15 protein-coding genes (1 of these 15 only partly in view) are annotated in these 21,762 nt (G+C 68.9%); 6 read left to right on the top strand and 9 right to left on the bottom strand.

Features of this window, described 5'->3' with window-relative positions; all coding sequences use genetic code 11:
* Positions 1 to 374: 374 nt before the first annotated feature.
* Positions 375 to 1,562, top strand: a complete 1,188-nt coding sequence (locus tag KYK13_RS12915; protein ID WP_223644509.1) for a hypothetical protein — start codon at positions 375 to 377, stop codon at positions 1,560 to 1,562.
* Between the two features lie 85 nt (positions 1,563 to 1,647).
* On the opposite strand, the gene KYK13_RS12910 is transcribed toward KYK13_RS12915, so the two are convergent.
* Together KYK13_RS12910 and KYK13_RS12905 are read right to left on the bottom strand one after the other, a co-directional pair.
* Positions 1,648 to 1,914 (bottom strand): hypothetical protein, encoded by a 267-nt coding sequence (locus tag KYK13_RS12910; protein WP_223644507.1) that lies wholly within the window; start codon positions 1,912 to 1,914, stop codon positions 1,648 to 1,650.
* A gap of 173 nt (positions 1,915 to 2,087) precedes the next feature.
* Entirely contained in the window at positions 2,088 to 4,937 is a 2,850-nt protein-coding gene (locus tag KYK13_RS12905; protein WP_223644505.1) for a fused MFS/spermidine synthase, read from the bottom strand.
* 160 nt (positions 4,938 to 5,097) lie between these two features.
* Here KYK13_RS12905 and KYK13_RS12900 point away from each other — a divergent pair, with 160 nt between their 5' ends.
* The 3 genes from KYK13_RS12900 to mrpC all read left to right on the top strand — a co-directional run bounded on the left by KYK13_RS12900 (position 5,098) and on the right by mrpC (position 8,480).
* Positions 5,098 to 6,000 (top strand): sensor histidine kinase KdpD, encoded by a 903-nt coding sequence (locus tag KYK13_RS12900; RefSeq protein ID WP_223644503.1) that lies wholly within the window; start codon positions 5,098 to 5,100, stop codon positions 5,998 to 6,000.
* 7 nt (positions 6,001 to 6,007) lie between these two features.
* Positions 6,008 to 7,468, top strand: a complete 1,461-nt coding sequence (locus KYK13_RS12895) for a sigma-54 dependent transcriptional regulator (protein ID WP_223644502.1) — start codon at positions 6,008 to 6,010, stop codon at positions 7,466 to 7,468.
* Between the two features lie 265 nt (positions 7,469 to 7,733).
* Entirely contained in the window at positions 7,734 to 8,480 is a 747-nt protein-coding gene (gene mrpC, locus KYK13_RS12890; protein WP_014395195.1) for a Crp/Fnr family transcriptional regulator MrpC, read from the top strand.
* A 95-nt stretch (positions 8,481 to 8,575) separates the two neighbouring features.
* Here mrpC and KYK13_RS12885 read toward each other — a convergent pair whose 3' ends face one another.
* Positions 8,576 to 9,478: a hypothetical protein gene (locus KYK13_RS12885; protein WP_223644500.1), complete on the bottom strand. Its 903-nt coding sequence runs from the start codon at positions 9,476 to 9,478 to the stop codon at positions 8,576 to 8,578.
* A gap of 225 nt (positions 9,479 to 9,703) precedes the next feature.
* Here KYK13_RS12885 and KYK13_RS12880 point away from each other — a divergent pair, with 225 nt between their 5' ends.
* Positions 9,704 to 11,542 carry a DNA mismatch repair protein MutS gene (locus KYK13_RS12880; protein WP_223644498.1) on the top strand — a complete coding sequence of 613 codons (1,839 nt, stop codon included), beginning with the start codon at positions 9,704 to 9,706 and terminating at the stop codon, positions 11,540 to 11,542.
* 53 nt (positions 11,543 to 11,595) lie between these two features.
* On the opposite strand, the gene KYK13_RS12875 is transcribed toward KYK13_RS12880, so the two are convergent.
* Together KYK13_RS12875 and KYK13_RS12870 are read right to left on the bottom strand one after the other, a co-directional pair.
* A complete protein-coding gene (locus KYK13_RS12875) occupies positions 11,596 to 12,768 on the bottom strand; it encodes a thiolase family protein (protein ID WP_223644496.1) in 1,173 nt (390 codons plus the stop codon).
* 81 nt (positions 12,769 to 12,849) lie between these two features.
* Positions 12,850 to 15,240, bottom strand: coding sequence for a 3-hydroxyacyl-CoA dehydrogenase/enoyl-CoA hydratase family protein (locus tag KYK13_RS12870; protein WP_223644494.1), 2,391 nt, complete (start codon positions 15,238 to 15,240; stop codon positions 12,850 to 12,852).
* A 128-nt stretch (positions 15,241 to 15,368) separates the two neighbouring features.
* On the opposite strand from KYK13_RS12870, the gene KYK13_RS12865 reads away from it, so the two are divergent.
* Positions 15,369 to 17,123: a M1 family metallopeptidase gene (locus KYK13_RS12865; protein WP_223644492.1), complete on the top strand. Its 1,755-nt coding sequence runs from the start codon at positions 15,369 to 15,371 to the stop codon at positions 17,121 to 17,123.
* Positions 17,124 to 17,130: 7 nt separating this feature from the next.
* On the opposite strand, the gene KYK13_RS12860 is transcribed toward KYK13_RS12865, so the two are convergent.
* From KYK13_RS12860 to KYK13_RS12845, 4 genes are all read right to left on the bottom strand, one after another.
* Entirely contained in the window at positions 17,131 to 18,009 is an 879-nt protein-coding gene (locus KYK13_RS12860) for a site-specific DNA-methyltransferase (protein WP_223644490.1), read from the bottom strand.
* A gap of 230 nt (positions 18,010 to 18,239) precedes the next feature.
* Complete coding sequence (gene rpmE / locus KYK13_RS12855; protein WP_223644488.1) at positions 18,240 to 18,488, bottom strand: 50S ribosomal protein L31; 249 nt, start codon at positions 18,486 to 18,488, stop codon at positions 18,240 to 18,242.
* A 187-nt stretch (positions 18,489 to 18,675) separates the two neighbouring features.
* Positions 18,676 to 19,134: a hypothetical protein gene (locus KYK13_RS12850; RefSeq protein ID WP_223644486.1), complete on the bottom strand. Its 459-nt coding sequence runs from the start codon at positions 19,132 to 19,134 to the stop codon at positions 18,676 to 18,678.
* Positions 19,131 to 21,762: the 3' portion of a non-ribosomal peptide synthetase gene (locus KYK13_RS12845; RefSeq protein WP_223644484.1), read on the bottom strand. Its footprint extends 26,624 nt past the window's final position; the window shows 2,632 of its 29,256 coding nt (coding positions 26,625-29,256); its start codon lies off the right edge, out of view; its stop codon occupies positions 19,131 to 19,133. Before KYK13_RS12845 ends, KYK13_RS12850 begins: the two co-directional genes overlap by 4 nt.

Below are 21,762 nucleotides of genomic sequence, written 5' to 3'. Positions count from 1 at the left end.
GATACGGTTGAGAGCATGGCTGCAGCAGCACTTCCACACGACTGGGCACGCCCTCGATCCGCCAGTAGCTGGGCTTGTCGCGGAGACGTTTGTCTCGTAGGAGCCTTGCGGACGGAGATGCAGCTCCAGGGGCGGCGGCGCAATCAACAAGCCTCGCCATGCGCGATCACCACCTCGTTGCCAGCGACAATCCGGAGGCAACCCGCCGCCAGGATGATCTACGAAACCGGATCTACTGATGAAGTCTGTGGTCCTCGTAGCCGCCTACTCACCTCTTTCGGCTTGCACCCATGGGCGCTCCCGGCTCCATTCCCGCCGGGCAGGCTGGGCGGCCCGGGACCATATGCCCAGCGACCCGGTATACTCCCACGCCCATGACACCGCTGAGCCCCGGAGTCGTCACCGCCATGGAGCAGGACACGTCGGCCGCGCCCGGAACCCTGCGTTTTCGCCGCCTGTGGCTGTTCTCCCCCCGGGCCGACCTCGCCATTCTCGGCATCCCTCTGACCCTGACCCTGGTGGCCGCCTTCGCCAGCGCGTTCCTCGCCCCGGCCTCTGAGAACACCGCCCACAAACTCCTGGGCTGGACGGCCCAGAACATCCTGGGCAACTCCACGCACGTCATCCTCACGTTCCTGCTCTTCGGCGTGCACCGCGACGTGCTCACCGCCACCCCCAGGCAGCCTCACACCATCCTCGCCGGTGTGCTGGCCATGCTCGGCGTGGGCGCGGCGCTGTTCTTCACCTTCTACGCCAACCGCTCCATCCACACCTTCGCCGTCGCCGTCATCTTCAACGTCTTCGGCATGCACCACACCCTGTCGCAGCACCGGGGCCTGTGGTCCCTGCACGGCCTTCGCGGCGGACAGGAAGGCCTCGCGCCGCCCTCCGCTCTGGAACGCAAGCTCCAGCAGCTCTACGTCCCGCTGCTGCTCACCGTCCTCCTCATCCGCATCTTCTTCGTCGCCGAGTCCGCCGCTCCCGGCGCCCCCGCCTATCTCGACGTGGGCCAGGGCACCGTCCTGCCGTGGCAGACACTGCCCCTGCTCATCGCCGTCTGGCTGGGCTACTTCCTCCTGCTCTTCCGCGCGGTGCTCCGCTCTGGCATCGCCAGCGGCCCCAAGGTGCTCTATCTCTTGGGGATGGCCACCGCGACGGGCCTCGCGCTCGTGGCGCCGTCCTGGGGCTACGTGATGCTCCCGGGCATGCACGGGTTGGAGTACTACCTCCTCAGCGCCCGCATGCTGGAGCCTCGCGAGGGCGACCGTCCCCGGCTGAGCCAGAAGCTCATCTGGCCCGCCATGGTCGCGTCCATGGTTCCGCTGTTCGCCCTGGGCGTGGTGCATGGATTCCTGCTGGATGGCCCCATGCGCGGCTCGCTGGGCATCGGCGGCGGCGCGCAGGCACATCCCTTGCTCCGTGCACTGACTTCGCTGGGTTTCGCGTGCGTGCTCGCGCACTACTTCGCGGACGCCTTCATCTTCCGCTTCCGCATCCCCTCCATCCGGCAGGTGATGCTGCGCCGCCTGGGCTTCACTTCCGCCGCTCGCCCGGCCCCCTGAGCCGCGGGAGTCACACACCCCGCAAAGAAAAATGGCAGGCCCTTCCAGGTGGAGGGACCTGCCATTTCCACACAACTGGGGTGGCTCAGTTGTAGGTGTTGTTCTGGCCGAAGTTCTTCATCGTCTTCTTCTTCAGCTCGTCGCCGGCCTGCTGACCGTCGTTCTTCACGTTGTCCTCACCGGCCAGCGCCGCGGCGGAGGCGCCGAACAGCTTGCGGATGTTGTCACCGAACAGGGTGATCACGCCGATGGCGGCGATCGCGATGAGGGCCACGATGATGATGTACTCGGTCATGCCCTGACCACGGTTCTTGCGGAACTGCTTCTTGGGTGCCTTCGCGATCGCGTTCATGGAAAACTCCGGGGGTCGTTGCAGCGGTGGAGAGACACACCCTGCGGGAAGTCAGGGTCGATACAGACGGTACAACGGGCGGGCAAGCGCCTCCATCCGTCATCGGGAGGATGGGGGGTTGGATCAAGGAATATCGCGGGTCTGGAACCTCTCAAGGCATCATCCCCCTGTTTTCAGGGCCCGCCTGGCGCCGCGGTCGGCGTTTTGGGCGTGGATCCACAGGCGTCCGGTTCCAGGGCCTCGCAGAAGGCCTTGAACGCATTCTGGAGCTTCGTGTCCTGGCTGTGACGTGCCGTCACCTCCCGCCCCACCGCCAGCGCGCCCTCCGCGGTCAGCGGTGTCCATACCGTGCGCGAGGACCACAGCCGGGCCGTCACCAGCTTCAGGTACTCCGTCACCAACTCAGGTGAACGCCCGCCCCGCGCCACCTCCGGTTCCAGAAGCGACGCCGCCAAGCTCAGGTCCCCCTGCGCCAGCACGGCCCGCCCCAGCGCGAGTGCCGAGGCGGGGTCCTCTGGCGCCAGCGAACGCCACAGCGTCGCCACCCCCCGGACCATCGGATCCTTCTCCGAGTGGTAGCGCTGCACGTTGCGGTATAGCCCCGCGACCTGCTCGGCAGTGGGCGGATGATCGCGCAGGTACTCGTGTAGCAACAGCCTCGGCCCGCTGTCCGGCGACCGGCGCTCGTCCTTCACGCGCACGTCCAGGTTCGCGAGGAAGAAGGCCACCGGCGACGCGTACTCCAGCAGGTTGTGGTCATCCGTGTTGATGGGCCCCTCGCCCGCGAAGTCCTTCTGGCCCGCCTCGGTGTGCACCTGCTTGGACAGCAGACCGAACAGGTCGTGGATGTCCACCCGGGCCAGATCCGCCTTCACGTCCGGCCGAGCCATGCGCGCGGCCACCATCGCCGCGTCGAACGACAGCGGCTTGCGGCTTGCCACCAGCACCAGATCCTCGGGCCCCAGCCACGTCGTGGCGTGCGGGAAGGTGTCCTGCAGTGTGCGGATCACCAGCCGCACCAGCTCGCGGTTGCTCTCGTAGGTGTGGATCCACTGCACCATCACGCCGTCGTCCGTCAGGTGCTTGTCCACCAACTGGAAGAAGTCGCGCGTGAAGAGGCCGGACACGCCCGTCACCCAGGGGTTGGACGGCACGCTGACAATGAGGTCGTAGCGGATGGGCGCCAACGCCATGAACGTCTTCGCGTCGTCGATGTGCACATGCGTGCGCGGATCATCCACCGCGTTGCGGTTGTCCGCCTTGAACAGGCGCGCCGCCTCGATGACCGCCGGGGAGATCTCCACCATGTCCAGGCGCTCCACCGGGTGCGCCAGCAGGCTGCCCGCGGTGATGGCCGCGCCGGCACCGATGACCAGCACGTTCTTCGGGTCGCGCGGGTGCAACAGCATGCCCAGGTGGGCCGCCATCACCTGCGTCTCGATGTCCCCCCCGTTCGACGCGTCCGTCTTGCCGTTGATCTTCATGAAGCGGAGGTTCTCGCTCGGCAGGTCGCCCACCATCACCGTCGCGAAGGTGTCGTCCGCGTAGAAGTGGGGGACGATGGACTTCTCCGTGTTCTCCACAAGCTTCGCGTAGCTCTCCGGCGGCTTCTTGTAGGCGCGCATCGCCGCGATGCTGGACAGCCGCTGCGGCCAGCCCTGCAGGCTGCCCAGCACCACCACCGCCAGCACCGCCGCCCCCCCCACCGGCGCGAACACCCGCCATGCGGGGACCTCACTCGCGCCCTCCCCTTCCTTCGGCGTGGACAGCGCGTGGAACGCCAGGCCCGCAGCCACCAGGTTCGCCACCGCCCCCGCGATGAAGTTGCCCTGCATGCCCCAGAAGGGCATCAGCACCAGCCCGCCCAGCACGGAGCCGGACAGCGTGCCCGCCGTGTTCCACAGGTAGACGCCGCCCAACTCGCGCCCCACCTCGGATACCTTCGCCGTGGCCACGCGCGCCGCCGCCGGGAACGCCGCGCCCATGATGAAGGTGGGCACCAGCAGCACCGCGCAGCAGAAGGCGAAGGTGATGCCCTGGAAGATGGGCCACGTCTCCACCGCGCGCGTGAGCATCCACTCGGACCAGCGGAACAGGTGCGGCAGCCGCACGTACAGGGGCAGCGCCACGCAGAGGCTCACCACCAGCCCCACCTGCGTCCAGCCATACAGCTTCAGCGAGTCCCCGCCCTCCTTGCGCGTCATCAGCCAGAAGCTGCCCAGACCGATGCCCAGGATGAACGCCGTCAGGATCAGCGTGAAGGCATACGTGGACGCCCCCAGCACGATGGACAGCAGGCGGATCCACGTCACCTGGTACAGCATGGACGTGAAGCCGGACAGCATCACGCCGATGAGCGCCGCCCGCACCGCCCGCCGGGGATAGGCCACGTCCTCCGCCGCTGGCGCCGCCCCCACCACCACCGCCGGTGGATGCTGCCGGGCCAGCGCCAGCGCCGCCAGTGCGAGGAACACATTCAGCCCGGCGGCGATCTGCGCGGACGCGGACAGGCCCACCAGCGGCACCAGCCGCGTGCCCGCCACATACACGCCCACCGCCGCCCCCAGGCTGTTGATGGCATACAGCCGCGCCAGCTCCTTGCGCACCCCCGCGAGGCTCGCCGCGAAGTGGCGCACCAACGCCGGCAGCGTGCCGCCCATGAGCAGCGTGGGCACCACCAGCGACAGCGACGACACGAGCAGGCGCGGGGCCACCCGCAGGCCCTCCGGCACGTGCGGCGCCAGGGCCAGCCACAGGTGCTCCAGCGCGCCCAGGACGTAGGGGAACGCCAGCGCGTACAACCCCACGCCCAGTTCCAGCACGCCGTAGAGCGCCAACGGACTCTTCACCCGGTCCGCTGTCCGCCCGAAGACAAACGCCCCCAGCGCCAGGCCCCCCATGAACGTAGCCAGCACGACGGCGTGCGCCTGACCGCTGTTGCCCAGCACGTTCCCCAGGTATTTGGACCAGACCAGCTCGTAGACGAGCGCGGTCGCCCCGGACAGGAACAGAAGGGCGGCCACAAGGTTCTTCGGAGGACGTGGAGTGAGGGTCATAGGGACAGCACTCGACGTTAGCCGGTATGTTTCAGGTCCACCAATGAACGCCCATCTCCTGCAAGCCGCTCAGCTCGCCTGGTCCCCCCACCTGCGTGTGACACGCGCGGAAGGTGATTGCGCCCCGGTGCTGCGCCGCGATGCCAAGGCGCTCGTGGGCATGTCCCTGCACACCGCGCTGGGGATTCCGCAGGAGCGCGCGCGGGAGCTGGATGCCCGCGCACGCGAGGATCGCCGCGCGGTGGAGTTCGTCACCCTCCCGCCACATGGCTCCACCGGCAACCCGCCCCCCACGCACCTGCGGCTCGTGCTGGGCATGGACGGGGAAGAGGCCTCCGCGGGCGTGCTCGACCTGGGCGCCGTGCTGGAGGGCGCCCCGCCGGTGCAGATCTCCAAGCTGTCCTCGTCACTGAGCCACGAAATCCGCAACCCGCTGTCGTCGGTGAAGATGGCCGTGCAGACGCTGGCCCGGAACACCGGCCTCTCGGACCGGGACAAGCGGCGGCTCACCATCGCCAACCGCGAAATCCGGACCATGGAGCGCATGCTGTGGCTCCTGTCCGAGTACGGCCGCGAGAGCGCCGCGAACCTGGACGCCCACCCCCTGCGCTCGGTCGTCCAGGAGGCGACCGCCATGGTGGCCCCGGAACTGGCCGAGCGCCGCATCGAGGTGGATGTGAAGGAAGAGGCGGACCTGCCCCGCGTGCGGGTGGATCCCAACCGGTTGAGACCCGTGCTCGCTCAAGTCCTGCTCAACGTGGCCATGGGCCTGCCAGAGGAGGGCCGCGTCCAGGTGACGCTGCGCCAGGCGGCCCCCGGCCACGTCAGCCTCATCCTGGATGATCCCGCCGCGGCCCTGCCCCCGGAGGAGCGGGGCACGCTGTTCGACCCCTTCGGCTCGCGCCTGGCGCGGGGCGCGGGGCTGTCCCTGGCCGCCCTGCGGCGGGTGATGACGGGCGTGGGGGGCGACGTGGCGGCCCAGGGGAGCGCCGAACCGGGGATGGTGTTCACGCTGACGTTCGCCGCCTGAGGACCCCATGGAGACCCTCCTCATCGTCGACGATGACGTGTCGCTGCTCGAAACCCTCACGATGCACTTCGAGGAGATCGAGCAGGACGGGCAGCCGCGCTACCAGGTCGTCACGGCCACCAGCGCCGCCGCGGGCCTCAAGGCCGCCCAGGAGAACATGCCCAGCGTCGTCATCCTGGACATGATGCTCCCGGACCGCACCGGCCTGGAGATCATCGAGGAGATGAAGGGGCTGTGCGGCGACGCGCGCATCATCCTCGTCACCGCCTACCACGACATGGAGACGACCATCCGGGCCATGAAGGCCGGTGCGTTCGACTACATCCACAAGCCCTTCCCGGATCCCGCCGCCCTGGACCTGGTCGTGGAGCGCGCGCTGGAGTACCGCCAGCTGTCGCGCCGCGCGGACGAGGTCCACCGCGAGAACGCCGTCGTCCGCCTGGGCGACATCGTGGGCACCAGCCCCTCCATGCAGCAGCTGGTGAAGGAGATTGGCAAGGTGACGGGCAGCACCGCGACGGTGCTGATCAACGGCGAGAGCGGCACCGGCAAGGAGCTCATCGCCCGCGTCATCCACAACTACTCCTACGACGAGCCCCGGCCCTTCATCGGCATCAACTGCTCCGCCATCGTGGACACGCTCCTGGAGAGCGAGCTGTTCGGCCACGAGAAGGGCGCCTTCACCGGCGCCGTGTCCGGCAAGCCCGGCAAGTTCGAGCTGGCCGAGGACGGCACCGTGTTCCTGGATGAGATTGGCGACATGTCGCTGATGCTCCAGGCGAAGCTCCTGCGCGTGCTGCAGGAGCGCGAGTTCGAGCGCGTGGGCGGCGTCAAGCGCGTGAAGCTGCGAGCGCGCGTCATCGCCGCCACCCACCGCAACCTCGCGGACGAGGTGGCGCAAGGGCGCTTCCGCGAGGACCTCTACCAGCGCCTCAAGGTCATCACCCTCGTCATCCCGCCTCTGCGGGAACGGCGCGAGGACATCTCCCTGCTGGTGAAGCACCTCCTGGAGCGCATCAACGAGAAGGTGCACAAGCGCGTCACCCGCGTGCCCCACGAGGTGATGGAGCGCCTCACCCTGCTGCCCTGGCGCGGCAACGTGCGCGAGTTGGAGAACGTCCTCACCCGCGCCGTCGTGCTCGCCCCCGGCGACGTGCTGCGCGGCGACGACCTGCCCCCGCTGGAGGCGAACCCCTCAGGGCCCCTGGACGCCCCGCGCGTCCCGGGCGCCGCGAACTCCATGTTCGCCGCCCCAGCGGTAGACGATGTGAGCCTCATCCCCACCCTGGAAGAGGCCGAACGGCAGCTCATTGCCCGGGCCATGGCCGTCACCAAGGGCCACAAGGGGCGCACGTGTCAGATCCTGGGCATCAGCCGTCCGACCCTTGAACGAAAGCTTCAAAAGTTCGGTCTCACACAGGGGCATGGTCCACAGGTTCACCCTTATCCGGTGAAGGATGCTTCCTGACAGTGTCCCAGCCCCGACAAACCGGTGTGGCTGTTGAACGTTTCGTTCAAACTGATCAGACTGTTTGAACGTTCTGTTTCAGGTTTTGGACACAGTTCGGGGTGTGGAATGAAGGTGTAGCGCTAAGTACCCGTCATTCCTCGAACTGTTCCCCCGGGAATACTTCAAGTGCCCGTGGCACGCCTCTTGGAAAGGGCAAGGTCCGTCCGCAGCAGCAGCAGCGACCGACCTTCCCCATCCCTTTCTGTCTTTCCAGGAGACTCCCATGCACGGCTTCAACCGCCCCCTCGGCCCCATCGGTTCCAACGTCGTGGCGCCCCTGCAGGCGACGTCGTCCGGGATGATGGTGACCGCGAACAAGCTGGTCCCCGGCCAGGAGGCCATCGACTTCAAGGGGTACTTCAAGGTCGAGTCCTTCCCGCACAACTCGACCATCTACCGCCCCGGTGACACGTCGGACCGCGTGTACCTGCTGAAGTCCGGCCGCGTGCGCCTGATGCGCATTGGGAAGAACAGCACCCGCTCGGTGGTGTCCATCCTCCGCCCGGGCGACCTGTTCGGCGAGCTGTTCCGCCCCGAGGGCACGCCCATCGAGGAGATGGCCGTGGCGGCGGGCGAGGCCGAGGTGTGGAGCATCGAGGGCCGCGACTTCCGCGCGCAGCTGGAGGCCCGTCCGGCCCTGGCGGTGGACGTGGTGCGCGCCTACGCGGACCGCGTGCGCTCGCTGCGCAAGCGCGTCCTGGGCCTGACCTTCAAGGAGGTGCCGGCGCGGCTGGCGGACACCCTGCTCACGCTGGTGGAGGCGCACGGCGAGCGCTGCCCGCACGGCGGTGAGACGGACCTGCGCGGCATCACCCAGCAGGACCTGGCGGACCTGGTGGGCGCCTCGCGCTCCTTCGTGTCCACGCTCATCAACGAGATGAAGCGCGAGGGCGTGCTCGGCAACGTCGGCCGCATCCTCTGCGTGCGCGACCAGAAGGCCCTGCGCAAGCTGGCCTCCAAGGAGAAGTAGTCGCCCACGTCCCTCTTGAAGGGACCGTGACGTCCAACGGGCCTGTCCGCGAGAGCATCCGCGGCCGGGCCCGTGGTGTCTTCAGGGCCTGGCGTTCAGAACACGAAGCCCAGGCCGAACTCGGGGGCGAAGCCGAGGGCCAGCCCCAGCGGCGCCACCTCGGAGTCCAGGCGGAGGTAGCGCACGCCGCCGCGCAGCATGAGCCCGCCCAGGTGCAGGGCGAGCCCCGCGCGCGCGTCCACCTGCTGGTAGGGGCCGGGCGTCATCTGCAGGCGCCCCTCCACATCCAGGGGGCCCAGGAGGCACGCATCCACGGACACGCCCAGGCTGGGGGCCACGTAGAGGCGCCCGGGCGCGTCCAGGGTGGTGACGCCTGCTTCCAGGCGCAGGCGGACCTCCTCCCGGACGAGGGGGGAGTACGTCGCGTGCATCTCCGCCAGGGTGCGGGTGTCGGGGGACGCCGGGACGTCTCTCTTCCCCACCAGCCGCGACATCCGCAGGTCCATGCCAAAGCTCCGGGCGTCCCAGCCGAGGTCGAAGTCCAGGCCCGTGCCGCCCTCGATGGGGGACACCAGCAGGCCCAGGCGGACGGAGAGCGGCACGGCGTGCCGGAGTGAGTTGCGTTCGGGCGGCGCGTCCGCGGCGTTGATGTCGTGGCCATGGTGGGTGCCCATGCTGCCGATGGCCTCACCCATTCCCCGGAACATCAGCTCGAAGAGCGCGCCCAGGATGACAGCCGCGACATCGTCGGAGGCGCTCGAGTTGAATTCGAAGTCGTCGTCCGTGGAGGACACGGTCGTCGTCTTGGACGAACGGTTCTTGTTCTCGTCGTCCTTCTTCGAATCGCCGTTCCGGTCCGAGCCGATGGCGGTCGCCTCGTGGACGGGCTTCGATGTTTCGCGGGAGTCCGAGCGCTTGCCGAAGCGCGCGTCGGCGGGGGGCGCGGCGAGCAGGCCCAACACGAGCCCTCCGCCCAGCACGACCTTGGGTAACGACATGGGGTGAAGCCCCCTCGGTGAGACACGGCCGGCCCGACCGTCCCTCACGGGCCGCATTCAAATCGCGGGGGCCCACGGAAAGTCAATCGCGAGCCCTCGCGACGCCGGATGACGGGTGCCTCGCAATGTCCGTCCCCCGGTTGTCGTCGACAGGCACCTGACGCGTGACGGGGTGCGTTGGGTGCTTGCCCTCGGGCGGGGGGCCGCACAGCATGCGCGGCCATCTTGCCCGTCCCGACCGAGTCCCAGAGCCCCCATCGCACGTACACCGACCGCCGCGCCGCCGCCCAGGCGGACCTGGCGGAGCTGGACCGCGTCAGCGCGAGGTACGCCAACCTGCGCACCGTGGCCTTCGTGGCGGCGCTGGTGGTGGCCGCGCTGACGTTGATGGGGCGGCTGCCCAAGCCCTGGTGGTGGGCCGCGGCGGGGGCGCTCGCGGTGTATGGCCTCCTGGCGGTGCTGCACCACCAGGTGTTCCTCAAGGAGCAGCGCGCGCGCCTCTTCGTCCTCCTCAATGAGCGCGGCCTGGCGCGGCTGGAGGGCGGCTGGCACTCCTTCACGGACACGGGTGAGCGGTTCCTCTCCCCCAACCACCTCTACGCCACGGACCTGGATGTCTTTGGCCAGGGCAGCCTCTTCCAGCTCATCAACGAGACTGCGACGCGCGCGGGCGAGGAGCGGCTGGCGGCCTGGCTGTCCGCGCCCGCGACGGCGGAGACGGTGGTGACCCGGCAAGGCGCCGCGCGCGAACTGGCCCCGCAGGTGGGCTTCCGCCAGGAGCTCTGCGTGGACGCCCGTGTGGTGGCGAAGGACAAGGCGGACCCTGCCCTCTTCATCCAGTGGGCGGAGGCCGGCCCCTCCCTGGACGCCATCCGCTGGTCGCGCCCCCTGGCCATCCTGCTGCCGCTGGTGACGCTCACGCTCTTCATCCTGGGCACTGTCGGCGTGATTCCCGAAAGCTTCGTCTGGGTGGGGTTGCTCGCGCAGCTGGGCATCGCGATGGCCACGCGGCGCACGCTGCGCCAGATGGACGAAGCCGTGGAGCGCGGTGAGCGCGGCTTCGTGCGCTACGCGTCCCTCTTCGAGCGCGTGGAGAAGCAGACCTTCCAGCATCCTCGCCTGAAGGAGATTCAGTCCGGCCTGCAGGCGAAGGGCGGGCCTCCTGTATCCGTGCTGTTCCAGCGCTTCAGCCGGCTGTACTCGCTCATCGAGTTCAAGCGGCACCAGTTCCACCCCCTGGTGCACTGGCTCACGCTCTGGGACATCCACGCCCTCTTCGCGCTGGAGAACTGGCGCGCCGCGCACGGCCGCGACGTGCGCCAGTGGTTCGAAGGCCTGGCGGAGCTGGAGGCCCTCTGCTGCCTGGGAGGCCTGGCCCATGACCGGCCCGCCTTCACGTGGCCCGAGCTGCAGCCCGAGGGCCCGAGCGTGATGGCCACGGCGCTGGGACATCCGCTGCTGGACGCGCCCGTGCCCAACGACGTGTCGCTGCCCGGCCCGCGTCACGCGCTCCTCATCACCGGCTCCAACATGAGCGGCAAGACGACGCTGATGCGCGCCCTGGGCGCGAACGTGGTGCTGGCGCTGGCGGGCGCGCCGGTGTCCGCGGCGTCGTTCCGCCTGTCCCCGGTGCAGGTGCTCACCAGCATGCGCGTGAAGGACTCGCTGGAGCGCGGCGTGTCGTACTTCCACGCGGAGGTGCTGCGGCTGAAGTTGGTGCTGGACGCGGCGGCGGCCGCGAAGGGCCAGGCCCTCTTCCTCCTGGACGAAATCCTGCTGGGCACCAACACCCGCGAGCGCCAGATTGCGTCGCGTGAGGTGCTGCGGCTGCTGCTCGCCTCCGGCGCGTGCGGCGCGGTGACGACGCATGACTTGTCGCTGGCGGTGCTCGCGGACGAGCCGGGCTCGCGCGTGGTGAACGTCCACTTCCGCGACCACCTGGAGGACGGGAAGATGGTGTTCGACTACCGGCTCCGGCAGGGGGTGGTGGACACCACCAACGCGCTGCGGGTCCTGCGCCTGGCGGGCGTCCCGGTGAACGACCCGGACGCCCCGGCCTCCTGACAGTCCCCCAACGCGCCCCCTTCATCCAACAGGGGGCGCGAGCGGGAAGCGGATTACTTCGCCAGCTCCACCAGCGCCGCGGCACCCATGCCGCCGCCGATGCACATGCTCACCACGCCGTAGCGGCCGTCCCGGCGCTTCAGCTCGCGCAGGATGGTGGCCACCATGCGCGCGCCGGACACGCCCAGCGGGTGCCCCAGGGCGATGGCGCCGCCGTTCGGGTTCACCTTGTCCTGGGGGATGCCCAGCTCACGGATGCAGTGCAGCGCCTGCGCCGCGAAGGCCTCGTTGATCTCGAAGACGCTGATGTCTTCGATCTTCAGCTTGTTGCGCTCCAGCAGCTTGCGGATGGCGGGCACCGGGCCCACGCCCATGATTTCGGGCGGCACGCCGGCGACCACGTAGTCCACGAAGTAGCCCAGCGGCTTGACGTTGAGCTCCTTCGCCTTCTCCTCGCTCATCACCACCGCGGCCGCCGCGCCGTCCGTCAGCGGCGACGCGTTGCCCGCCGTCACCACGCCCTTGGCGTTGAAGGCCGGGCGCAGCTTGGCCAGGCCGTCCACCGTCGTCTCCGGGCGCAGGATGGTGTCCACCGTGACGGTCACCTGCTTCTGGGTGCCGTCCTCGTCGTACATCGTGGTGGTGACCGGGAAGATCTCCTCCTTGAACTTCCCCTGCTCGCGGGCGGTGGCCGCGCGGCGCTGGGACTCGGCGGCGAACTTGTCCGCGTCCTCACGGGTGACGTTGTAGCGGGAGGCGATGTTCTCCGCCGTCGCGCCCATGGAGGTGTAGACCTCCGGCAGCTTCTGCATGATCTCCGGGTTGGCGGAGACCTTGTTGCCGCCCATGGGCACCATGGTCATGGACTCGGTGCCACCGGCCACGGCCACCTGGAGCATGCCGGACTTGATGCCCTGCGCCGCCTGCGCCACGGACTGCACGCCGGAGGAGCAGAAGCGGTTGATGGTCAGCCCCGGAACGGTGTCCGGCAGGCCGGCCAGCAGGCTCGCGTTGCGGGCCACGTTCATGCCCTGCTCCGCCTCCGGCATGGCACAGCCCATGATGACGTCCTCCACGTCCGCCGGCTTCAAGCCAGGGACCTGGGCGACCGCCTCCTTGATGGCAAGGGCCGCGAGCGTATCCGGCCGCGTGTCCTTGAACTCTCCCTTGTGGGCGCGGGTGAAGGGGGTGCGCACCGCGCTGGCAATCACGACTCGACCGGACATTTTAGATGTCTCCCTGCCCGGACAGCGTCCGGGCGTGCTTCGGAATTCGCGTCTGGAAAACCATTGGGTAAACGCCTCGCGCTAGTTGCGCAGCGGCTTGCCCTTCTCGAGCATGAACATCATGCGGTCCTGGGTCTTCTCCTCGCCGATGAGGCTCAGGAACGCCTCCATCTCCAGCTCCAGCAGCTTCTCCTCGGTCACCAGCACGGAGGGGCTGGTGTCACCGCCGGACAGCACGCGCGCCAGCTTCTGGGCGATCTTCCGGTCGTGGGCGCTGATCTGATTGTTGAGCTGCATGTCGTACAGCATCATGTCGATGGTGGCCGCGCCGTTGGGGCCCGGCAGCCGGAAGCGCGTGGGACGCGGCGGGCGGAAGCCGCCGTTCGCCAGGCCCAGCACGCGCGACTTCGCGTCCGACAGGAGGAAGTCGCGGTTGCCCGTGATGCCGTCCTGCAGGGACAGGAAGCCCATCTCGCGGGCCTCCTCCGCGCTCGTCGCCACCTTGGCCATGCCGATGGCGAGGAACACCTTCTTGAGGAAGGGCAGCGCGTCGAAGTCCTTGTCCGCCGCGTAGGCGCCGAACACGTTGCGCAGCAGCATCATGGTGCCGCCGCCGCCCGGGATGAGGCCCACGCCCACTTCCACGAGGCCCATGTACAGCTCCGCGCTGGCCTGCACCGCGTTGCCCCCCATGGTGACCTCCGCGCCGCCGCCCAGCGTGAGGTTGAAGGGCGCCGTCACCACGGGCACGGGGCTGTAGCGCATGCGCTGGTTGGCCGCCTGGAACGCGGACGCCATCTTGCGGATGGAGTCGAAGTCCTCGCTCTTGGCCGCCATCAGCATGGCCATGATGTTCGCGCCGGCGGAGAAGTTGGAGCCGTCGTTGCCAATCACGAGGCCCTTGAAGTTCTTCTCCGTCTCATCCAGCGCGGTGTTCATCATCGCGATGATTTCATCGTCGATGGAGTTCATCTTGGAGTGGAACTCCAGGAGCGTGACGCCGTCTCCCATGTCCCACAGCGACGCGCTGTCGTTGCCGGTGATCTTCTTGTTGCCGCGCTTCAGGTACTCCACGCGGAAGGTGCGCGCGTTCTCCTGCACCGGCTTCACGGACTTGGACGGGATGTCCCAGTAGGTGTCGCGGCCATCCTGCACGCCGTAGAAGGACGTGCGGCCCTTGGCCAGCATCTCCTCCACCCAGGCGGCGGGCTTGAGGCCCAGCGCCTTCATGCGCTCCACGCCCTTCTGGACACCGTAGGCGTCCCAGACCTCGAAGGGCCCCAGGTCCCAGCCGAAGCCCCAGCGCACGCCGCGGTCCACGTTGACCAGGTCGTCGGCGATCTCCGGGATGCGGCGGCTGGAGTACGCCAGCACGTCCAGGGTGACGCGCTCGGCGAACTTGCCGGCCTTGTCGTCCGCGTTCATCACGGACGCCACGCGCTCCTTGACGTTCTCGATCTCCTTCGCGGCGCCCAGCGAGTCGAAGCGCACCTTCGCCTGCGGCCGGTACTCCAGCGTCTTCAGGTCCAGCGCGAGGATGTCCTTGCCACCGGAGGAGCGGTCCTTCTTGTAGAAGCCGCCGCCGCTCTTGTCGCCCAGCATCTTCTTCTCCACCATCTTCTGGAGGAAGTCCGGGGCGGCGAAGACGCTGCGCTCCTCGTCGTGGGTCAGCGTGTCGTAACAGTTCTTCGCCACGTGGGTGAACGTGTCCAGGCCCACGATGTCCGCGGTGCGGAACACGGCGGACTTGGGACGGCCCATGGCCGGGCCAAAGATCTTGTCCACCTCTTCGATGGTCATCTCCGACTTCTGCATCTCGGAGATGGTCCGCATCATCCCGTACACGCCGATGCGGTTCGCGATGAAGTTGGTGGTGTCCTTGCCGTAGACGATGCCCTTGCCCAGGACCTCCTCACCGAACTTGTGGACGGTCTTCACGACCTCCGGGTTCGTCTCCTGGCCGGCGACCAGCTCCAGCAGCTTCATGTAGCGCACGGGGTTGAAGAAGTGCGTGACGAGGAAGTTCTTCTTGAACTCCGCGCCCCGCCCTTCCGTCATGCCCACGATGGAGAGGCCGGAGGTGTTGGAGGAGATGATCGCGTCCTTGCGGGCGTGCTTCTCCACCTTGGCGAACAGGGCCTGCTTGACGGCCAGGTCCTCCTTCACCACCTCGATGATCCAATCGCACTCGGCCAGCCGCTGGAGGTCGTCCTCCAGGTTGCCCACCTCGATGAAGCCGAGCACCTGCTCGGACACGATGGGGCTGGGCTTCGCCTTGCGCAGGTTGGCGATGGCGCCCTGCGCGAACTTGTTGCGGAACGCCTTGGAAGCGGTGTCCTCGCCCGGTGCAGCCTGGGGCGGAACGATGTCCAGCAGCAGGGCGCGCACGCCGGAGTTGGCCAGATGCGCGGCAATGCCGCTGCCCATCACGCCAGCGCCAAGCACCGCCACTTTTCGGATCCGGGTCGTCATCGGAAATCGGCTCCCTTGAATGGAAGTAGGGGACTGCACAAATGTAGGCGATTGACCCGGAAGTCAACCGGCATTGCCGTCGGGTGTGCTCGCCAGGAGGTCGGCTCCCCGACTACAAGTCGGCCCCCATGGCTCGCCTCGACCCGCACTCGTACAACGACAGCACGCAGCCTGAGACCGAAACGCTGGACTGGAAGGCCCGCGTCGATTTCCGGACGCGGCGCCTGCACGCGGAGGCCACGCTGACGCTCAAGGAGGCGTCAGCGGGCCCCCTTGACCTGGACACCCGCGACCTGGACATCCGCGGCGTGGTGGATGCCCAGGGTCGCCCCTTGCCCTACATCCTCTCGCCGCCCGAGCCCATCCTCGGCAGCCGGCTGCGCATCGAGCTTCCGGCGGGCGTGAAGCAGCTCACGGTGCGCTACCGGACGTCACCGGAGGCGAGCGCGCTGCAGTGGCTGACGCCGTCCCAGACGGCGGGCGGGCAGCAGCCGTTCCTGTTCAGCCAGTGCCAGGCCATCCACGCGCGCAGCGTGGTGCCGCTGCAGGACACGCCTCGGATCCGGATCCGCTACCGCGCGTCCCTCCGCGTTCCCAAGCAGCTGAAGTCCGTGATGGCGGCGTCCTTCGTGGGGCGTGAAGAGCACGGCGTGGAGGCGGAGGAGCACTACGAGATGCCGCAGCCGGTGCCCCCGTACCTGCTGGCGTTCGCGGTGGGCAGCCTCACGTCCAAGGAGCTGGGGCCGCGCTCGCGCGTGTGGGCGGAGCCGGAGGCGCTGGAGGACGCGGCGGACGAGTTCGCGGGCGTGGACGACATGCTCAAGGCCGCGGAGTCGCTCTTCGGGCCGTACGACTGGGAGCGCTTCGACCTGTTGCTGATGCCGCCGTCGTTCCCCTATGGCGGCATGGAGAACCCGCGCCTGACGTTCCTCACGCCCACGCTCATCGCGGGGGACAAGAGCCTGGTGAACGTGGTGGCGCATGAGCTGGCGCACTCGTGGACGGGCAACCTGGTGACGAACGCGTCCGCGGAGCACTTCTGGCTGAACGAGGGCTTCACCGTCTTCGCGGAGCGCCGCATCCTGGAGGCGCTGGCGGGGCAGGAGGTCGCGGCGCTGCACGCGGCCCTGGGGCGCCGCTCGCTGGACGAGGCGATGCACCACTTCCGCGCGCACCCGCAGCTCACCGCGCTGCGCACGCACCTGACGGGCGTGGACCCGGACGAGGCCTTCTCCCAGATTCCCTACGAGAAGGGCTACCTGCTGCTGCGGGCGCTGGAGGACGCGGTGGGCCGGCCCGCCTTCGACGGCTTCCTGCGCCGCTACCTGGCGAAGTACCGCTTCCAGGCGCTCACCACGGAGGAGTTCGTCCGCTTCACGGAAGCGGAGCTGCCCGGCGCGCTGGAGAAGGTGGACGCGGACGGGTACCTGAACCGGCCCGGCGTGCCGGACAGCGCGCCGAGGCCCTCGTCCGCGCGGCTGGAGGCGCTGGGGAAGCTGCGCGGGAAGGTGCCCTCGCAGGCGGACACGAGGGACTGGACGCCCACCGAGTGGCAGCTGTTCCTGGAGTCCATTCCGACGGACACGTCCCAGGACGTCTTCCGCGAGCTGGACGCGAAGTACTCGCTCACCGCGAGCCGCAACTCGGAGGTGCTGGTGGCGTGGCTGGTGGCGGCGCTGCGCGCGGGCTACGACGCGCCGCTGCACCGGGCCGAGGAGTTCCTCGGCGAGGTGGGGCGCATGAAGTACCTGAAGCCGCTCTACAGCGTGCTCGCCTCGTCGCGCGAACACCGCAAGGTGGCGCGCGCGGCGTTCGAGCGGAACGGGGCGAGGTACCACCCCATCGCGCGGCAGGGAGTCGAGCTCATCCTCAGCCGCGCTTGAGGCGGGGCTACTTGAGGGCCGCGTCCAGGCGCTTCTTGGACAGGGCCAGGTACTCCGGGTTCATGTCGATGCCCACGTAGCGGTGGCCGTGCTTCAGGGCGGCCACGCCGGTGGTGCCGCTGCCGTTGAAGGGGTCCAGGATGAGCGAGTTCTCCGGGCAGCTCGCCTCCAGGATGCGCTCCAGCAGCGCCACCGGCTTCTGCGTGGGGTGGCTGCCGAAGGCCTTCTCCTCGCCGCGCGGGGCGGTCTGCGTCCACATGCGGCCGGCGCCGTCGGCGGTGAGCTCCTCGTCACCGTTGCGCGGCAGGTTCCACACGTCGCGCATCTGCTTGCCGCCGTTCTCCGCCTTCATGCGCTGGTAGTTGAAGACGTGCTTCAGCTTGCCGCCGGAGGACGGCGAGGCCCAGATGAGCAGCTCCGTGGAGTGCGTGAAGTAGCGGCACGCCAGGTTGGGGCTCGCGTTGGGCTTGTACCAGGTGACGGTGTTGAGCAGCTTGTAGCCCAGCTTCTGCATGGCGAAGCCGGCGTTGAAGATGACGTGCTGGGTGCCGCTCACCCAGAGCGTGCCCGTGGGGCGCAGGAGGCGCTGGCAGGCGGCGAGCCACTTCGTGGTGAAGGCGTGGTCCTCCTCCACCCCGCGCGAGACATCCCACTGGCCCTTCGCCACGGAGACGCGCTTGCCGCCCTTGCAGGTGGTGCCGCCGTTGGACAGGAAGTACGGCGGGTCCGCGAAGATGAGGTCGAAGGACTGCTCGGGCAGCTGGGCCATCAGCTCCAGGCTGTCGCCCTGCAGCAGCGTGTAGGCCTCCCCGCGCTTCGCGAAGACGCTGTCGTTCTGGGAGCGTCGAACAACCTTCAGGGCAGGGGCAGCAGCTTCCGCGAACATCACGCCTCCGTCTTTGGGACAGACGTCTCTGGGACGCGGCGGACTGTGCAGTCAGTTGGCTGCTACGTCGAATTTCTGGCCTGTAATTGGCTGTAGCACCGAAAACGCGCGCGGAAACTTGACGCGCGCGGAGGCTTGAAACACCGCGAGCAGGGCGGGAGCGCCTCTGTCTTTCGAGGCCCTCCACGACCCTGCTCGTGGGGTGCTGCGGATGCTGTAGAGCCGAAGGACTACGCCTTCTCGGGCTCGGCGGCCTTCGCGCCCTTCTTGGCGGCCGGCGCGGTGTTCGCGTACTTCTTCTTGAAGCGGTCGATGCGGCCGGCCGTGTCCAGCAGCTTGTACTTGCCGGTGAAGAACGGGTGGCAGTTCGAGCAGACTTCAACGCTGAACGAGCCGCGGGTGGACTTGGTCTCGACGACGTTGCCGCACGCGCAGGTGATGCGGGAGGGCGGGTAGACCGGGTGCAGTTCGGGCTTCATGGCTTCTCTCCAGTGCGCCTTGCCCCCACCCAGGATGGGAGGGAGGTCCAGCGTTGTAGTGGGTCGGGGCTTATAGCGACCGCTCCGACCTTTCTCAAGGATGCGCGTCCACCCTGGGGGTTTCTCCTCGGGGACCCCTCCCCGGGGCCGGCTGGCGGCCAGCCGGGGGGCCGGGGGCCCGGTGAGGCTAGGTGGGGCTCGGGGTGGTGGCGGGTGGGAGGGTCTTCGCCTCGGGGGCGGCCCGCCACAGGCGCTTCGCGGTCAGCGCCATGAACACGCCCATGGAGCCGTTGAGGTACAGCCAGGCGACATAGAGCTGCTGCTTCGCGGTCCAGAACCACACCATCAGCGCCAGGTTGAGGACGTAGACGAGCGCCACCACGCCCAGCGCGGAGAGGATGCCCGCGCGCCGCTTGAAGATGAGCAGGACGATGGTGAGCGGGTTGAGCACCGTGAAGAGCTCGTTCACGACGACGAACGGCATGGGCAGCGGGTTGTCCGGATCGTTCGCGAAGAGGCCGTACTTCGTCGCGACGAGGATGTGGACCAGGGAGCCCACGGAGAAGCACACGAACCAGATGGCCAGGATGATGCGGTTGGGCCAGGGTGAGCCGCCGCTGGATGTCTCGGATGTTTCAACGGTCATGACTTGTCCTCCAGGGCCTCGCGCAACAGCGTGGCCACGTGCCGCACGTACGGCTCCTGCATGAGTTGATGGTGTCCCCCAGGGACGTCCCTCACGTCCAGTCCCCCCCGGACGAAGGGCTCCCAGCCGCGGTGGCGCGGCACCCCGGGCGAGGGGGGCGCCTCCGTGGCGGCGAGCAGCAGGGCCGGGCCGTCGTAGGGGCTGGGGAGGTAGCGGTCCATGGCGCGCAGGTTGGCCTGGTAGACGCGGAACAGGGCGCGCAATTGCTCGCGGCCCGTTGCTTCCTCCAGGAGGCCGGCCTCGGTGCCCACGGAGAGGAGCGTCGCGAGCATGGCGTCGTCGTCCATCCGCTCCAGGGCCTCGTCGGGCACGGGCAGGGCCAGGGAGAAGGCCTGGGCCACCGTCTGGGCGAAGGCGACGCGCACGCTGGCGTCAGGATCCTTCTTCGGCCCGTCACCGGGAGGCGTCCCCACGCCGGGGACGTAGGCGTCCACGAGCCCGAGCAGCCCCACGGCCTGGCCCTGCGCGCGCAGCTGGCGGGCCATCTCGAAGGCGATGACGCCGCCGAGCGACCAGCCGGCGAGGAGGTAGGGCCCTTCCGGCTGCTCCTCGCGGATGGCGGACAGGTACAGGGCGGCCATCTCCTCCACGGTCTCCACGACGGCATGGCCGGCCTGGAGGCCGCGAGCCTGGAGGCCGAAGACGGGCTGATGGGGCCCCAGAAGCCGTGCCAGCTCCGGGTACGCGAGCACGTTGCCGCCACCCGGGTGGACGAGGAACAAGGGCCGGCGGCCCGCGTCGCCCTTCTCCAACGGGACGAGCGGCGACCACGTGTCCGCCTCCGCGCGCAGCAGCTTCGCCAGGTCCTCCACGGTGGGGTGCTGGAAGAGCGCGGCCAGGGGGACGTTGTGGCCCAGCTGTTCACGCAGCGCGGCCACCAGGCGGACCGCGAGCAGTGAGTGGCCCCCCAGCGCGAAGAAGCTGGTGCGCACTCCGACGGGGTGAACGCCCAGGACCTCTTCCCACACCTTCGCGAGCTGGGACTCGAGCGCGTCACGGGGCGCGAGGAAGTCCTCGGCCTGGGACGTGGAAACGTCCAGGTCCGGCAGGGCCTTGCGATCCACCTTGCCGTTGGCCGTGAGCGGCAGCGCGTCCAGCATGCCCATCGCCGAAGGCACCATGTACTCGGGCAGGTGCTTGCGGAGTTCACCCTCCACGGCCTTCGGGTCGACGGGCTGGCCCGGCTTCACGACGATGTACGCGACCAGCCGCTTGTCTCCGCCCACGTCCCGCACCACCACCGTCGCTTCCGCCACGCCCTCCTGCTTCAGCAGCGCCGCTTCGATTTCTCCCAGCTCGATTCGGAACCCTCTCACCTTCACCTGGAAGTCCGTGCGGCCCAGGAACTCCAGCGTGCCGTCCTCCTTCCAGCGCGCCTTGTCTCCCGTGCGGTACAGCCGTGCGCCCGGCTTCGGGCTGAAGGCGTTGGGGATGAACCGCTCCCCCGTCAGGTCCGCCCGGTTCAGGTAGCCCCACGCGAGGCCCTCTCCCCCCACGTAGAGCTCTCCCGGCACCCCCACGCCCACCACGTCGCCGTGCGCGTCCAGCACGTAGGCCGTCGAGTTCCCCAGCGGCCTGCCAATGGGCACCGACGACGTGAGCGCTGTGTCACGCGTCAGTGTGTGCGTGGCGGAGAACGTGGTGTTCTCCGTCGGGCCGTAGCCGTTCACCAGCACCGCCCCTTCGGGCAGGTGCTTGAGGTGTTCACGCACGCGCTGCGCCGGCAGCACGTCGCCACCCGCGAGCACCTGCGACACGCCCGCCAGGGCTTCCACCTGATGCAGCGCCATCTGCTCGTACAGCGCCGCCGTCAGCCACAGGGCGCTGATGCGCTCCTGCTTCAGCAGCGTGCCCAACTCCTCCAGCGTCAGTGCGTGCGGCGGCGCCAGCACCAGCTTCGCCCCGTGCAGCAGCGCGCCCCACAACTCCAGCGTCGACGCGTCGAAGGCCACGGGGGCCAGCTGCAGCCACACCTCCTCGGGCCCGAAGCGCATGAAGTCATTGCCCACCACCAACCGCGTGATTCCCCGGTGCGGGATGCACACGCCCTTCGGGCGGCCCGTGCTGCCGGACGTGAACATCACGTACGCCAGGTCTTCCGCGCTGACTTCCACATGCGGCGCTGTCGCCGGCTGACCGGTGACTTCGTTCCAGACCGTGTCCAGCAGCAGCGGCGTGCCCGCGCTCGCAGGCAGCTTCTGCACCAGCGAGTGCTGCGTCAGCGTCACCGCGACGCCCGCATCCTCCAGCATCAGCGCGATGCGCTCCGCCGGGTAGTTGCGGTCCACCGGTACGTACGCGCCTCCGGCCTTGAGGATGGCCAGCAGCCCCACCACCATCTCGAACGAGCGCTCCACATACACGCCCACTCGCGTGCCGCGCTTCACGCCCAGCCCGCGCAAGTGGTGCGCCAGCTGGTTCGACTTTGCCTCCAGCTCGCCGTACGTCAGGGTGCCCTCCCCTGCCCCGAGCTTCAGCGCCACCGCGCCCGGCGTCTTCCGGGCCTGCTCCGAGAAGCGTGCGTGCACCGGCAGCTCGCGGGCGTACTGCGTGGCCGTCTGGTTCCGG

This window comes from Corallococcus sp. EGB (assembly GCF_019968905.1).
GTDB lineage: Bacteria > Myxococcota > Myxococcia > Myxococcales > Myxococcaceae > Corallococcus.
Note: the sequence above shows the minus strand (reverse complement) of the source record. Positions and strands in the feature narration are given on the sequence as shown.